Genomic DNA, 13,546 nt, shown 5'->3' on the forward strand with positions numbered 1-13,546 from the left:
TGCGATGGTAAATATAACAATAAAATCATCGGGAAAAAGTAAGGTTTACATTAATTTAATATCATAACATTTTGATAATATTGACCAAACATATTCATAACAACTGATTAACTTCAAGTTTACAGTTAGGTCGTTACTTTGCAAAAAATTTTAGAAGACTATGAAACTTAGATTAATAATTATTACACTTTTTATCTGTACAATTTCCTTTTCTCAGAACAAAGGAACCATTACAGGAGTACTAACGGACAAAGAGCTAAACAATGAAACTTTACCTTTTGCTAATGTTATTTTAAAAGGAACTAAAGCAAACACAACAACTGATATTGATGGGAAATACATATTAAATGTTTTGCCAGGAAACTATGTTATCCAATTTAGTTATGTAGGATACGAACCTATTGAAATGCCCGTAACCATTGTTAGCGGAAAAACTGTTTCAATAAGCAAAGCACTAGCACCTGGTGGTTACAAACTTGACGATGTAATTATTAAAACTGTTGCAAGTCGACAAAAAGAGTCGGCTTTATTATTAGACCAAAAGAATGCAGTTTCTTTTAAAGCTGCCATTGGAGCTGAGGAAATATCTAGAAAAGGAGTTAATGATGTTGCAAGTGCTGTAACTAAAGTTAGCGGAATATCTAAGCAAGAAGATTCAGGAAATGTTTTTGTGAGAGGACTTGGAGATCGTTACAACGTTACTACTTTAAACGGCCTTCCATTACCATCAAACAATCCTTCTAATAAAAACATACTTCTAGACATCTTCTCAACAAATATTGTAGACAACATTGGAGTTAGTAAAACATTTGAAGCTCAAAACTATGCCGATTTTGCAGGAGCAAATATAAATATCAGCTCAAAAAAATTCACTGGCTCTCCTTTTATTACCGTTTCACTTGGTACAGGAGCAAACTCAAACGTTTTGAAATTAGATCATTTTTATTTACAAGACGGCCCTTCTTATACTGGATTTAAAACAGTGGGAATTCCAAATTCACCTTTACTACCTTCTAGCTATGCAACGAGTTGGGACAGGAAAGAAAACAAGAATACATTAAATGCATTCTACACATTATCGGCTGGAAAAAAATTCAACATTAGTGAACAAGGAACCTTAAGTACTTTCGTAACGGGATCATTCAGCGCAAAAAACAAATATACAGAAGGATACAGCAGAGGAAGTTTAACTTCTGACGGACAAATAAATGCCGATTTTTACAGAAAAGCATACAAGCATAGTACAACATCAACCGTTATGGGTACAGCTGATTACAAAATCAACAACAATAACTCAATATTATTCACATCGTTATTCTTAAACTCAAGTGACCAAGACTATAGTGAATACGAAGGAACTAATGTAAATTTTGATGGTGGTGGTGATCGTACACAACAAATTTCTGGATTAATTAAGCGTGGAACATTCGAAAGAACTCAATTATATGTAAATCAATTAGTAGGTAAAAATAAGTTCAATGAGCAATGGGATTTAAATTGGGGAGTAGGATATAGTATTGTGAATAACACCATACCAGACCGTATGCAAAACTCTTTTGTACATGCCGCTGATGGTATAAACTACACTTTCTTTACTAACTCTAACATCCATAATCATCGGTTTTTTCAGGATTTAAAAGAAAAAGAATTCTCTTCAAATATTGCACTTTCTTACAATTTCAACAAAGAAGACAAAGAAGACAAAGAAGACACTTATAAAGGTAAAGCAACATTTGGTTATTCTGGAAAATTGAAAAAGGTAGATTACACTATGACACAATTTTCATTCTTCCCAGACAGAACAACATTATCATTCTCCAAAGAAGATATTAACAATGTTGACTATTATTTTAATGCGGCAAATTTTAACTCATCTTCCGCTAACCCAGCACTGAATCAATCCTACAATGGAAATTTAGATATTAATGCGGCATTTGCAAATGTACAGTATTCGTTAACGGATAAATTAAGTATTATACTTGGTACCCGATTAGAACAAACTACACAAAATGTTTTGTTTTATTCATTTAAGAAACCAAGAGGAGAAAGTTCAAATGACTCTAAATTCAATATTTTACCAAGTTTAATTTCGAAATACACACTAACCGACAAACAAAACGTAAAGTTCTCTTTTAGCAAAACATACACATTGCCTCAGTTTAAAGAAAAAGTTGGAATTACATACGAAGATGTAGCGCAAGCATACCTAGGAAACGTAGATTTATATGCTTCAACAAATTACAATGTAGATTTAGGTTGGGAATTTTTCCCAAAAACTGGAGAATTAATTTCTGTAACGGCTTTTGGAAAAATCATTAAAAACCCTATTAATGAAATGTTTTTGAACTCTTCTTCAAATGACATATCCTATGCTAATACAGGTGAAAAAGCAACTGTTGCTGGAATTGAATTAGAACTTAGAAAAGACATTTTTGAAAACGAAAATGGCAAGAATCTAAAAACAAAACTATCGTATGACTTAAACGGATCCTACCTTTACAGTAATCAGGATTTAAGCAATAAAAAAGTAAATGATGAAAATGCATTTGGAGCTAATTTTACCTTTACAGAAAGCAAACTATCCGGAGCTTCTAATTTTCTAGCCAATGCTAACCTTTCATTCTTAAAAGAATTTGCAGAATACAAGGACATCACAGCAACAGTGTCTTACTCTTATTTTTCAGATAAATTAGCTGTAATAGGAAGTTCAAATATAGGAAACATGGTAGACAAAGCAGTTAATAAATTAGACTTCGTCATAAATTCAAATATTAGCAAAAGCATAAAGATAGGATTGATTTATAACAATATCCTAAACCCGACATTCAACCGCGTATTAGAACAAGGAAAAGTACCCGGAAAAAGTGCTGTAGGTGATATATTAGTAACCTCCTATAAATCAGGATCAGACATAAGGCTTACTTTAAACTATACCTTTTAAGAATAACTTTTAATAGAATAACAAAGGCGATTAGTAGCTACTAATCGCCTTTGTTTATTTACATCAAATCGTATGTAAACTTTACATTAAGCAAGACTGCATTTAGCTCCATTTACTTAATATATTGTTAATCTCCATTTAACGCTGTAAAAACATACATGCCTTTACTTTGCCATAAATAAAAACAATAAAAAACAAACAAAATGAAAAAAACATTTTTTGCATTAGCTACAATATTAGGGCTTGCATTAACAGGTTGTACTTCTGATAACAACAAGAATGAAGATACAACAGTTCCATTCGTAGTAAAAGTTGATGATTTACAAGGGGACATTACAACTGGTAACACTATAACTTTAGATCCAAGCAAAACGTACACATTAACAGGAGGTCTAGTTGTGAAATCTGGAGCAACATTAAATATTCCTGCTGGAACAACAATCAAAAGTTCTATTACTGCAGATGTTAAGACTATGTATATTGCTGTAGAAAGAAACGCTACTATCAATATCCTTGGTACTGCTGTGAAACCAGTAATAATGACATCTGGAAAAACATCTCCAGCTGAAGGTAACTGGGGTGGATTGATTATCTGTGGTAACGGTAAAGTAAACACCGGAGACAACGGAACATCTGAAGTAGGTGATTTAAGCTATGGTGGTAACGACAATACTGATTCATCTGGAAAAATTGAATACTTAAGAATTATGTACACTGGCTCTAAGTTCTCTGCATCTAAAGAATACAATGGTATTTCTTTCTTCGGAGTAGGTTCAGGAACAATAGTTTCTAACATTTATTGCTACGAAAGTGGTGATGATGCTGTTGAATTCTTTGGAGGAGCTGTAAGCCCTACAAACTTGGTACTAATCAACTCTTACGATGATTCATTTGATTTTGCTGATGGATGGCAAGGTACCGCTACTAATGTTTACATTAAAGGTGTTACTAAAGGCGGTGTTGAAGGATCTAACAACGAAAAAGACCCTAGTGGAGCAACTCCAATGACTAGTGCTAAATTAATTAACTTCTCTATCATTAAAGGTGGAACAGCTTTTACAGCTGACGAAAAAACAATAAACTACAAAGAAGGTGGTGGAAAACAAGCTTATACAAATTTATTTGTTGCTGATGATATGCCAGTAGCTCTTTGTAAATTAGCTACTGATGCTGGTGCAGTTTCAAACATGACAGCAGGTAACTTTACTATTACAAACTACACATTTGGTTCTCTAACAACAGACTTAACAGGTCCTAAATTATCAGGAACAACTACTGGCGCTACTGGTGCTGGTGCTGGTGCAACTCTACCTACTTGGGCTGATTGGACTAAGTAATCATATAAAAACATTCTACACAAAGCTGTCTGAAAAAATAATTTTCAGACAGCTTTTTTTAAAAGCAGAAACCATTAGCAATCTCACTTTTATCCCAACTGGATAAAAAGTAGTTTAATAACACAAGATCACCTAAGAGTCTTTCAAATTATTTGAAAGACTTTTTTTTGTTTATTAATTATTTATTCCATACTTTTATCTTCTGTAAACGAATGTGATGACAAAAAACTACTTTTATATTATTCTCTTATTGGCTTTCCTTGGTTCCTTTAGCGTCAATGCTCAGGATACTAAACAACAGCCTAAAACGCAAGAAAGCACCACAATTGAGGGCTTAAGCTTGTACCCAAACCCTGTGAATGGTGGCAAAGTATCCATCTCAACAAAAAATGATTCCAACAAAGAAATTATCATTTTTGATTTGTTAGGAAAGAAAATATTCCAAACTCAACTTAGCGGTAAAGAACTAAATATTTCTAATTTATCTCCTGGCGTATACATCATTAAGATAAATGAAGACGGAGCGACAGCTACAAGAAAATTAATTGTACGATAAAAATTACGAATAAAATATTAAAAAAAAGCTCCAAATTTAATTTGGAGCTTTTTTATTTAAGTTTAGTACTTTTGTCAAAAAAAACTTGATCTCAACTACTGATATATTCACTATTTCTTCACAAAAGCAATTTGAGAAAATCGCCTTGAAAACATTTCGTTATCAATACGAAAATAATCGTGTATACCAAGAGTTTTGTAATTACTTAAAGACTGATGTTCAAAAAGTAAAAATTTTAGAACAAATTCCGTTTTTACCCATTCAGTTTTTCAAAAGCCATACTGTAGTAAGTAACAACAATCCTATTGAAGTCACTTTTACTAGTAGCGGAACAACAGGAATGATTACCAGCAAACATCTCGTTACTGATGTTTCCATTTATGAAGAAAGCTACCTAAAAGCCTTTTCTGAATTCTATGGTAACATTGAAGATTATGTTGTATTAGCTCTTTTACCATCTTATTTAGAACGCGAAGGCTCTTCTTTGATTCATATGGTTGAAGATTTAATTCAACGCACCAATCGACCTGAAAGCGGCTTTTACCTTCACAACCACGATGAACTTATTAAAAACCTCATCGAACTAGACGAATCTGGACAAAATGTAATTTTAATCGGTGTTACCTATGCCTTATTAGACTTGATCGAAAAACAAACTTTTCAACTGCAAAATACCATCATAATGGAAACAGGAGGCATGAAAGGAAAACGCAAGGAAATGATTCGCGAAGAATTGCACGAAATACTCTGTACTGGTTTTGGAGTCACTGCTATCCATTCGGAATACGGGATGACCGAATTACTATCGCAAGCGTATTCCCTTGGTGAAGGCGTATTCGAATGTCCATCATGGATACAAATCTTGGTTCGTGAAACAGAAGACGCTTTAACCTATGTTTCTTCTGGAAAAACAGGTGGAATCAACGTTATTGACTTAGCCAATATCAATTCCTGCTCCTTTATTGCCACACAAGATTTAGGCAAAAAAAATCCCAACAACTCTTTCGAGGTATTGGGACGTTTTGATAATTCTGATATTCGCGGGTGCAACTTGATGGTACTTTGATAAAAAAGGTTAATTGGTTAACTGGGTTTAAACGATTAAACAGTTAAACCTTTAACCGATTAAACTACTCTCACTACAAAATAATTCTTCTTTCCGCTTTGTAATAACACAAATTGATCGTTGATTAAATCCTCAGACGTAAGCATAAAATCTTCTTTCACTTTTTCTCTATTTACAGAAATAGAATTAGCTGTCAAAGCTCTTCTAGCCTCTCCATTCGATTTAAAAAAACCTGTTTTATCATTCAAAACAGCTATAATTTCAATTCCGTTCTCTAGATCACTCTTTGCTATTTCAGCTTGAGGAACACCGTCAAAAACTTCTAAAAAAGTAGCTGCGTCCAATTGCTTCAAATCATCGGCATTAGAGTTTCCAAAAAGAATTCCAGATGCTTTAATCGCATTTTCCAAATCGGCTGCAGAATGTACCATAACGGTAATTTCTTCTGCCAAACGTTTTTGTAACAAACGCAAATGCGGTGCTTCTCTATGCTCTATTGTCAACGATTCTATGTCTTCTTTCGATAAAAAAGTAAAAATCTTGATGTATTTTTCTGCATCAACATCAGAGGTATTCAACCAATATTGATAAAATTTATAAGGAGATGTTCTTGCGGCATCCAACCAGATGTTTCCACCTTCGGATTTCCCAAACTTAGTTCCATCAGCTTTAGTAATTAACGGACAAGTTAAGGCATACGCTTTACCGCTTGCTATTCTACGTACAAGCTCAGTTCCAGTGGTAATATTCCCCCATTGATCACTTCCTCCCATTTGTAACGTACAGGCCTTTTCTCTATATAAATGCAAAAAATCATACCCTTGAACCAACTGGTAAGTAAACTCAGTAAAAGACATTCCCTCAGCCGCTTCAGAAGACAAACGTTTCTTTACAGAGTCTTTTGCCATCATATAATTAACTGTAATATGCTTACCTACATCGCGAATGAATTCCAAAAAAGAAAAATCCTTCATCCAGTCGTAATTATTTACAAGTTCCGCAGCATTTTCAGTATCCGAAGTAAAATCTAAGAAACGAGACAATTGCCCTTTTATCGCTTCCTGATTGTGACGTAAAGTAGGTTCGTCCAGCAAATTTCTTTCGTTAGATTTTCCTGATGGATCACCAATCATTCCAGTTGCCCCACCTACTAAAGCCAAAGGTTTGTGTCCTGCTATTTGAAAATGCTTCAACAACATCACTCCAACCAAATGCCCAATATGTAATGAATCCGCAGTTGGGTCAATTCCCACATACGCCACACGCATTTGTTCCATCAAATGTTCTTCAGTACCTGGCATAACATCGTGGAGCATTCCTCTCCAAGTTACTTCTTCAATAAAATTCTTCATCTTTTTTAATCAATTTGTGCAAAGATAACAATTCAAAAGTCAAATGTCAAATGTCAAATGTCAATGTCAAAAGACAAAAGACAAAAGACAAATGATAATTTCAAAAACCAAAGATCAAAGACTAGTTTCAAAGTTTGAAAATAATATTTTTATTTAAGATTTCATTATGTTTTCAATAGCTATTGACATTGACTTTTGATTCTTGATTCTTGTCTTTTGAAATTTGATTTCCTTACATTTGTGATTATGGTATTAATTACAGGAGGAACAGGTTTAGTTGGCGCACATATATTACTTCATTTGACAGAAAACGGCGAAAAGGTTCGTGCTTTATATCGCAACCAAAAAAGCATCGAAAAAACAAAATTCCTTTTTGATTTATACCAAAAAGGAAACCTTTTCCAAGAAATTGAATGGACTCAAGGAAACATCAATGACATTCCGTCACTTGAAAAAGCATTTATTGGGATTGATTTTGTCTATCATTCTGCAGGCTTAATATCATTTGACCCCAAAGACGAAAATCTTCTCAGAAAAACAAACATAGAAGGCACTGCTAATATTGTGAATTTTTGTTTAGCTAAAAATGTCAAAAAATTATGCCATCTAAGTTCTGTTGCTGCTTTGGGTGACTTAGCAGAACATGAGAGCATTGTAACTGAAGAAATAGAGTGGAATCCAGAAAAACATCATTCGGATTACGCTATTTCGAAATATGGTGCTGAAATGGAAATTTGGCGAGGCCAACAAGAAGGGCTTCAAACTGTAATCATCAATCCAGGTGTCATTCTAGGCCCAGGATTTAACAAGCAAGGCAGCGGATTATTACTGAATAAGGTAGCCAAAGGGCTTCGTTTTTACACTAAAGGCATTACAGGATTTGTAGCTGTTAGCGATGTAGCTATAACAGCAACCCAACTCATGAAAAGCGACATAAGCAACCAACGCTACATCTTGATTGCTGACAACTTCTGTTATCAGGATATTATTAATAGTATGTGTGATGCATTGAAAGTAAAAAGACCTACGATTTTAGCAAAAGCTTGGCAACTAGAAATAGCTTGGAGAATAGATAAAATTTCATCTATTTTATTCCTTAAAAAAAGAAGCTTGACAAAAGACATTGCAAAAGCTTCCTATAGTGAAAAATATTTTTCAAACAAAAAAATAAAAGCGGATTTACAAACCCGCTTTTTAGATATTCATCAGTATATTATTGAGTTAACTCAATTACAAAAACTTTAGTCTAGCACTCCTTGAGTCTCCTCTTTCGCACCTTTTTCTAATCTTTGTTGTAACCTTTTTTCCTTACTCAAAGAGTCTTTCTTAACAATAGACTTCTTTTTCTTTAGCAACTTCTTTTCGTCTAATTTAGTCAGAGAGTCAAACAGTATTTTATTATCTTCAACTTTTAATGCAATCTCATCGTACATTTTTTTATACCCTTTATAGTCAGCAGCATAATACCTATTACTTTGAACAAACTGAGCACTATCTATTTTATATTTTTTATAAACATAGGCTAAGTCATTTTTTTCATAGTCTTCAACCTGAACAGGATATTGATACTTGATTACATTTAAAAGAGCCAAATCATACATAATATTTACCATATCCGACTTATCAATAAGATGGTCTGGCCTCTCCACACGTTCTTTTTTGCAACCTACGGAAAAAATAAACAAAATAATGACAGCTATTTTTTTCATCCTACTAGAAGTTTCTATCAAACAACAAGCGTTTTCCTGCTTTAATGTTTTTTACTTTAAATGCAGTATAAACTAATTGTCCATTTACAAAAGTATGCGTAATTCTTGATTTGAATGTATAGCCCTCGAAAGGAGACCAACCACATTTAGCTAAAATATTTTCCTTCTTAACACTCCAAGGTAATCCTGCATTAACAATCACTAAATCTGCATAATAACCTACTTTTATAAATCCACGTTTCTCAATTTGAAAAATCTTAGCAGGATTATGACACATTTTTTGAACAATTTTCTCAACGCTAATTTTACCTTGATGAAAGGCTTCAAACATTGCAACAACAGCATGTTGCACTAAAGGCCCACCTGAAGGTGCTTTCAAATACGGTTGTTTTTTTTCTTCCAATGTATGAGGTGCATGATCCGTTGCAATGACATCAATGCGGTCATCAAGTAATGCTTTCCACAAGGCATCTCTGTCAGCGGCAGTTTTTACAGCTGGATTCCATTTAATCATATTGCCTTTAGTTGCATAATCATCATTAGTAAACCACAAATGATGCACACAAACCTCAGCAGTAATCTTTTTTTCTTCCAATGGGATTTTATTGGTAAACAAATCCATTTCTTTGGCAGTAGAAAGATGAAAGACATGCAAACGAGCACCCGTTTTTTTAGCCAAAGCTATAGCTTTAGAAGACGAGATATAACACGCTTCAACTGAGCGAATCAAATGGTGTGCTGTCACAGGAACCTCATCACCGTATTCAGCAATATACTTTGCCGTATTTTCTTTAATAGTAGCCTCATCTTCACAGTGAACAGCAATCAACAAAGGCGTACTCGAAAATATTTTTTCTAGAGTAGCCTCGTTATCTACTAACATATTTCCAGTTGAAGAACCTAAAAATATTTTGATCCCTGCCACATTCTTAGGGTTTGTTTTTAAAACCTCCTCTAAGTTATCATTTGTTGCACCCATCATAAACGAATAATTCGCATACGATTTTTGGGCTGCAAGTTGGTATTTCTCTTCTAAAACCTCCTGCGTAACTGCATTTGGCACCGTGTTAGGTTGCTCAATAAACGATGTGATTCCACCTGCAACAGCCGCTTTTGACTCTGATTCAATATCTCCTTTATGAGTTAACCCAGGTTCTCTAAAATGAACTTGATCATCAATAGCACCTGGCATTAGATAATTCCCCTCTGCATCCACAATTACATAATCTGATGACTTAGCACTAATGCTTTCTGAAATTTCAACAATTAAGTCATTTTCAATTAAAACATCGCCTTCAAAAATCACCCCTTCATTTACTATTTTGGCATTCTTAATTAAAACCTTATTCATTGTATTTATCCTTATAATGTATTAAATAATTTTTTCAATCTTAATGATATCACTCCAAAGACAGCTTCTACAATGATAGAATTACTCATTTTAGACTGTCCCTTTGTTCTATCGGTAAAAATAATAGGCACTTCCGTGATTTGAAATTTTCGACAAAAAGTCCTATACTTCATTTCAATTTGAAAAGCGTAGCCCACAAATTTTATTTTATCCAATTTTATTGTTTCTAACACCTGCCGTTTGTAACAAACAAAACCCGCAGTTGCATCATGTATTTTCATTCCTGTAATCATACGCACATAAACTGATGCAAAATAAGACATCAACACCCTATTTAAAGGCCAGTTGACCACATTTACCCCAGTCACATACCGAGAACCAATAGCTAAATCAGCATCTCCAAAATGACACGCATTATAGAGTTTTTCTAAATCATTTGGATTATGTGAAAAATCGGCATCCATCTCAAAAATAAATTCATATTTCCTAGCAAGAGCCCATTTAAAACCATGAACATAAGCAGTACCTAAACCCGATTTTTTCGCTCTTTTCTCTAAAAAAAGACGATCTTCAAATTCTGACTGTAACACTATAACTTTATCAGCAGTATGATCCGGTGAATTATCATCTATAATTAGAACATGAAAACTCTTATGCTGTGATAACACAGCACGAATAATACTCTCGATGTTTTCAATTTCGTTATAGGTAGGAATTATAACAATACTGTCGCTCATATTTCAAATAATTTCACCGCAAAAGTAAACTTTTTATAGCATTTGAATGATAATAAATCTATAATAAAAAGTTTCAATCAAAAAATCACTAATTTTGCTCCACTATGACAGAACATATACTACAACCAAGAATAATTGAAAGCAAGGATTGGGCAACAATTTTATTTGTATTGTCATTAATACTTATAGCTATAACCAAATCAACTAATGAAAACAGATTTGGGGACTTCATCAATTTAATTTTTTCTGACAAATACTCTAAAGTATATCGAGATGCAAGCCATTTAAATAGCGGCTTTACTTTATCGTTATTTATTGTCCAAGCTATATCCTTTTCTTTTTTCATCCAACTTAGCTTAAGCTTTTTTGGACTAGCTTCTAAAACGGACTATATCTTGTATGTCCAAATTTTTACTTTCGTTACTTTCTTTATTTTATCAAAGTATTTAATCGAAAAAATAATAGCGACAGCATTCAATATAGAAGAATTTGTAGAACAATTCAACCTTCAAAAAGTTACATATAGAACATATATCGGGCTATTGATACTACCTTTTAACATTATTTTATTCTACCAAGAAGGAATATCAATAATTATCCCACAAACTATTATAGCAATAATACTGATTATCAATATACTAACTTATTTGATGTCAATAAAAAATTATCAAAATCTAATATTCGGCAAGTTGTTTTATTTTATTTTATATCTTTGCACTCTCGAAATAGCCCCCTATTTTTTTATGTATTATTTATATACAAAAGGTAGCGCTTAGAAACTGAAAAAATATGAAAGTGAAAACTATTTTGGTGTCACAACCTGAGCCTAAAGTTGAGAATTCTCCTTACTTTGAATTGCAACAAAAGCATAAAATAAAAATTGACTTCAGACCTTTTATCCACATAGAAGGAGTTAACGCAAAAGAGATTCGACTACAAAAAATTGATCTTAATAATTTTACCGCAATTATTTTAACAAGCCGAAATGCTGTTGATCATTTTTTTAGAGTTGCAGAAGAAATGCGCTTTAAAATTCCTGAATCCTTAAAATATTTCTGTCAGTCAGAAGCTGTTGCTTTCTATTTACAAAAATATGTAGTTTACAGAAAACGTAAAATTTATGTAGGTGCAAAAGATTTTGCTGATTTATCTCCACTTATTAAAAAATACAAAGACGAAAAATTCTTATTACCAGCCTCTGATCAATTGAATGCTGACGCACCAAATACTTTAAACAATTTAAAAGTTGATTGGACTCAAGCTACGTTTTACAAGACTGTAATGAGTGATCTATCTGATTTAGCAGACGTTTATTATGATGTTTTGGCTTTTTTCAGCCCTACTGGAATCAAATCATTATTCAAAAACTTTCCTGATTTTCAACAAAACAACACAAGAATTGCTGTTTTTGGAAGTACAACACAAAAAGAAGCACTAGATCGCGGACTAAGAGTTGATATTCTTGCTCCAACACCAAACACACCTTCCATGACAATGGCGTTAGAAAAATACATTGTTGAAGTGAATAAAGCAAAATAATTTAGCAGACTAAATTGCTATACTATAGAAACCGCAAGTGATTGCGGTTTTTTTATGCTCTGACTTTTCGAGAACTAAAACAAAAATCAACCTCCCCTTTAACCCTATTCCTTTTAGTATATATTAACAACATTAGTAAAAAAATCCGTTTCAAAACGGATTTTTTTACTAATTCCTTCTGCTCCCACCCATATATATAGACAAATAATACAACAAAGTACCAATAGAGCCCAAAGCAGCAACCACATACGTACGGGCTGCCCATTTCAAAGAATCTTCAGCCCCGGCATATTCAGCTTGATTAAGCATGTTTTTGTTTTTTAGCCACGCTAACGCTCTATTACTAGCATCATATTCTACCGGCAAGGTCACAACTGAGAAAATAGTGGTAACCGAAAACAAAACAATCCCAATCAGTAAAAGTTGCGGAAACGTATTCAATAACAAAATCCCTCCTAGTAAAACCCACTGCATATAAGTTGATGCTACATTAACGAAAGGCACCAACTTAGAACGCATCGTTAACCATTGATAACCCACAGCGTGCTGTACAGCATGACCACATTCATGTGCTGCTACGGCTGCTGCTGCTGCATTCCTTTGATTGTAGACCGATTCACTTAAATTCACCGTTTTATCTACTGGATTGTAATGATCCGTTAATTGTCCCGGTGTAGAAATTACTTTTACATCATAAATTCCATTATCGGCTAGCATTTTTTGAGCTATTTCAGCTCCGCTCATGTTGTTTTGCAAATGTAATTTAGAGTAATGCTCAAATTTACTTTTCAACCTTGAACTCACTAACCAGCTGAAAAGCATAATCAAACCCGCAAGTATTAAATATCCACTTCCCATATTTTTTAGTTTTAGTTTTTATGTTTTAAAATTAAACAGCAAATTCTGAACCAAATTAATAAAATGTCAATTTGGCATCCGTTAAAAATTTCTAAATAAA

12 protein-coding genes are annotated in these 13,546 nt (G+C 33.4%); 7 read left to right on the plus strand and 5 right to left on the minus strand.

Annotation, left to right across the window (positions count from 1 at the left end):
* The first annotated feature begins 160 nt into the window (after nucleotides 1-160).
* The 4 genes from ABZP37_RS02315 to ABZP37_RS02330 all read left to right on the plus strand — a co-directional run bounded on the left by ABZP37_RS02315 (nucleotide 161) and on the right by ABZP37_RS02330 (nucleotide 5,900).
* Complete coding sequence (locus tag ABZP37_RS02315) at nucleotides 161-2,941, plus strand: TonB-dependent receptor (protein WP_366185277.1); 2,781 nt, start codon at nucleotides 161-163, stop codon at nucleotides 2,939-2,941.
* Nucleotides 2,942-3,144: 203 nt separating this feature from the next.
* The gene (locus ABZP37_RS02320; RefSeq protein ID WP_366185279.1) at nucleotides 3,145-4,278 is read left to right on the plus strand and encodes a hypothetical protein; all 1,134 of its coding nucleotides are present in this window, start codon (nucleotides 3,145-3,147) and stop codon (nucleotides 4,276-4,278) included.
* A 217-nt stretch (nucleotides 4,279-4,495) separates the two neighbouring features.
* Nucleotides 4,496-4,834, plus strand: coding sequence for a T9SS type A sorting domain-containing protein (locus ABZP37_RS02325; protein WP_366185281.1), 339 nt, complete (start codon nucleotides 4,496-4,498; stop codon nucleotides 4,832-4,834).
* A gap of 85 nt (nucleotides 4,835-4,919) precedes the next feature.
* Nucleotides 4,920-5,900 carry an acyl transferase gene (locus tag ABZP37_RS02330; protein WP_366185283.1) on the plus strand — a complete coding sequence of 327 codons (981 nt, stop codon included), beginning with the start codon at nucleotides 4,920-4,922 and terminating at the stop codon, nucleotides 5,898-5,900.
* 59 nt (nucleotides 5,901-5,959) lie between these two features.
* Here the strand turns inward: ABZP37_RS02330 and tyrS are convergent, their stop codons facing one another.
* Nucleotides 5,960-7,252: a tyrosine--tRNA ligase gene (tyrS, locus tag ABZP37_RS02335; protein ID WP_366185285.1), complete on the minus strand. Its 1,293-nt coding sequence runs from the start codon at nucleotides 7,250-7,252 to the stop codon at nucleotides 5,960-5,962.
* A 246-nt stretch (nucleotides 7,253-7,498) separates the two neighbouring features.
* On the opposite strand from tyrS, the gene ABZP37_RS02340 reads away from it, so the two are divergent.
* Nucleotides 7,499-8,497, plus strand: a complete 999-nt coding sequence (locus tag ABZP37_RS02340) for an NAD-dependent epimerase/dehydratase family protein (RefSeq protein WP_366185287.1) — start codon at nucleotides 7,499-7,501, stop codon at nucleotides 8,495-8,497.
* Here ABZP37_RS02340 and ABZP37_RS02345 read toward each other — a convergent pair.
* Genes ABZP37_RS02345 through ABZP37_RS02355 form a run of 3 tightly spaced genes read right to left on the minus strand, consistent with a single transcriptional unit; the run spans nucleotide 8,494 to nucleotide 11,049 of the window.
* Entirely contained in the window at nucleotides 8,494-8,961 is a 468-nt protein-coding gene (locus ABZP37_RS02345; protein ID WP_366185289.1) for a DUF4296 domain-containing protein, read from the minus strand. The genes ABZP37_RS02340 and ABZP37_RS02345 overlap by 4 nt on opposite strands.
* A gap of 4 nt (nucleotides 8,962-8,965) precedes the next feature.
* Nucleotides 8,966-10,312 carry a dihydroorotase gene (locus ABZP37_RS02350; RefSeq protein ID WP_366185290.1) on the minus strand — a complete coding sequence of 449 codons (1,347 nt, stop codon included), beginning with the start codon at nucleotides 10,310-10,312 and terminating at the stop codon, nucleotides 8,966-8,968.
* 11 nt (nucleotides 10,313-10,323) lie between these two features.
* On the minus strand, nucleotides 10,324-11,049 hold the full coding sequence (locus ABZP37_RS02355; protein WP_366185291.1) for a polyprenol monophosphomannose synthase: 726 nt from the start codon (nucleotides 11,047-11,049) through the stop codon (nucleotides 10,324-10,326).
* A gap of 104 nt (nucleotides 11,050-11,153) precedes the next feature.
* Between ABZP37_RS02355 and ABZP37_RS02360 the strand changes: the two genes are divergently transcribed.
* Together ABZP37_RS02360 and ABZP37_RS02365 are read left to right on the plus strand one after the other, a co-directional pair.
* Nucleotides 11,154-11,825 carry a DUF4271 domain-containing protein gene (locus ABZP37_RS02360; protein WP_366185293.1) on the plus strand — a complete coding sequence of 224 codons (672 nt, stop codon included), beginning with the start codon at nucleotides 11,154-11,156 and terminating at the stop codon, nucleotides 11,823-11,825.
* A gap of 13 nt (nucleotides 11,826-11,838) precedes the next feature.
* On the plus strand, nucleotides 11,839-12,588 hold the full coding sequence (locus ABZP37_RS02365; protein WP_366185295.1) for a uroporphyrinogen-III synthase: 750 nt from the start codon (nucleotides 11,839-11,841) through the stop codon (nucleotides 12,586-12,588).
* A 168-nt stretch (nucleotides 12,589-12,756) separates the two neighbouring features.
* Here the strand turns inward: ABZP37_RS02365 and ABZP37_RS02370 are convergent, their stop codons facing one another.
* Nucleotides 12,757-13,446: a zinc metallopeptidase gene (locus tag ABZP37_RS02370; RefSeq protein WP_366185297.1), complete on the minus strand. Its 690-nt coding sequence runs from the start codon at nucleotides 13,444-13,446 to the stop codon at nucleotides 12,757-12,759.
* Nucleotides 13,447-13,546: the final 100 nt, after the last annotated feature.

The sequence above is a fragment of the Flavobacterium ovatum genome, from assembly GCF_040703125.1.
GTDB classification, from domain to species: Bacteria; Bacteroidota; Bacteroidia; order Flavobacteriales; family Flavobacteriaceae; genus Flavobacterium; species Flavobacterium ovatum.

Bases quoted from the DNA above. Each gene is read 5' to 3' on its own strand.
- ABZP37_RS02370 (WP_366185297.1), bottom strand. From the start codon at position 13,446: ATGGGAAGTGGATATTTAATACTTGCGGGTTTGATTATGCTTTTCAGC.
- ABZP37_RS02320 (WP_366185279.1), top strand. From the start codon at position 3,145: ATGAAAAAAACATTTTTTGCATTAGCTACAATATTAGGGCTTGCATTA.
- ABZP37_RS02350 (WP_366185290.1), bottom strand. From the start codon at position 10,312: ATGAATAAGGTTTTAATTAAGAATGCCAAAATAGTAAATGAAGGGGTG.
- ABZP37_RS02325 (WP_366185281.1), top strand. From the start codon at position 4,496: ATGACAAAAAACTACTTTTATATTATTCTCTTATTGGCTTTCCTTGGT.
- ABZP37_RS02340 (WP_366185287.1), top strand. From the start codon at position 7,499: ATGGTATTAATTACAGGAGGAACAGGTTTAGTTGGCGCACATATATTA.
- ABZP37_RS02355 (WP_366185291.1), bottom strand. From the start codon at position 11,049: ATGAGCGACAGTATTGTTATAATTCCTACCTATAACGAAATTGAAAAC.
- ABZP37_RS02315 (WP_366185277.1), top strand. From the start codon at position 161: ATGAAACTTAGATTAATAATTATTACACTTTTTATCTGTACAATTTCC.
- ABZP37_RS02365 (WP_366185295.1), top strand. From the start codon at position 11,839: ATGAAAGTGAAAACTATTTTGGTGTCACAACCTGAGCCTAAAGTTGAG.
- tyrS (WP_366185285.1), bottom strand. From the start codon at position 7,252: ATGAAGAATTTTATTGAAGAAGTAACTTGGAGAGGAATGCTCCACGAT.
- ABZP37_RS02360 (WP_366185293.1), top strand. From the start codon at position 11,154: ATGACAGAACATATACTACAACCAAGAATAATTGAAAGCAAGGATTGG.
- ABZP37_RS02345 (WP_366185289.1), bottom strand. From the start codon at position 8,961: ATGAAAAAAATAGCTGTCATTATTTTGTTTATTTTTTCCGTAGGTTGC.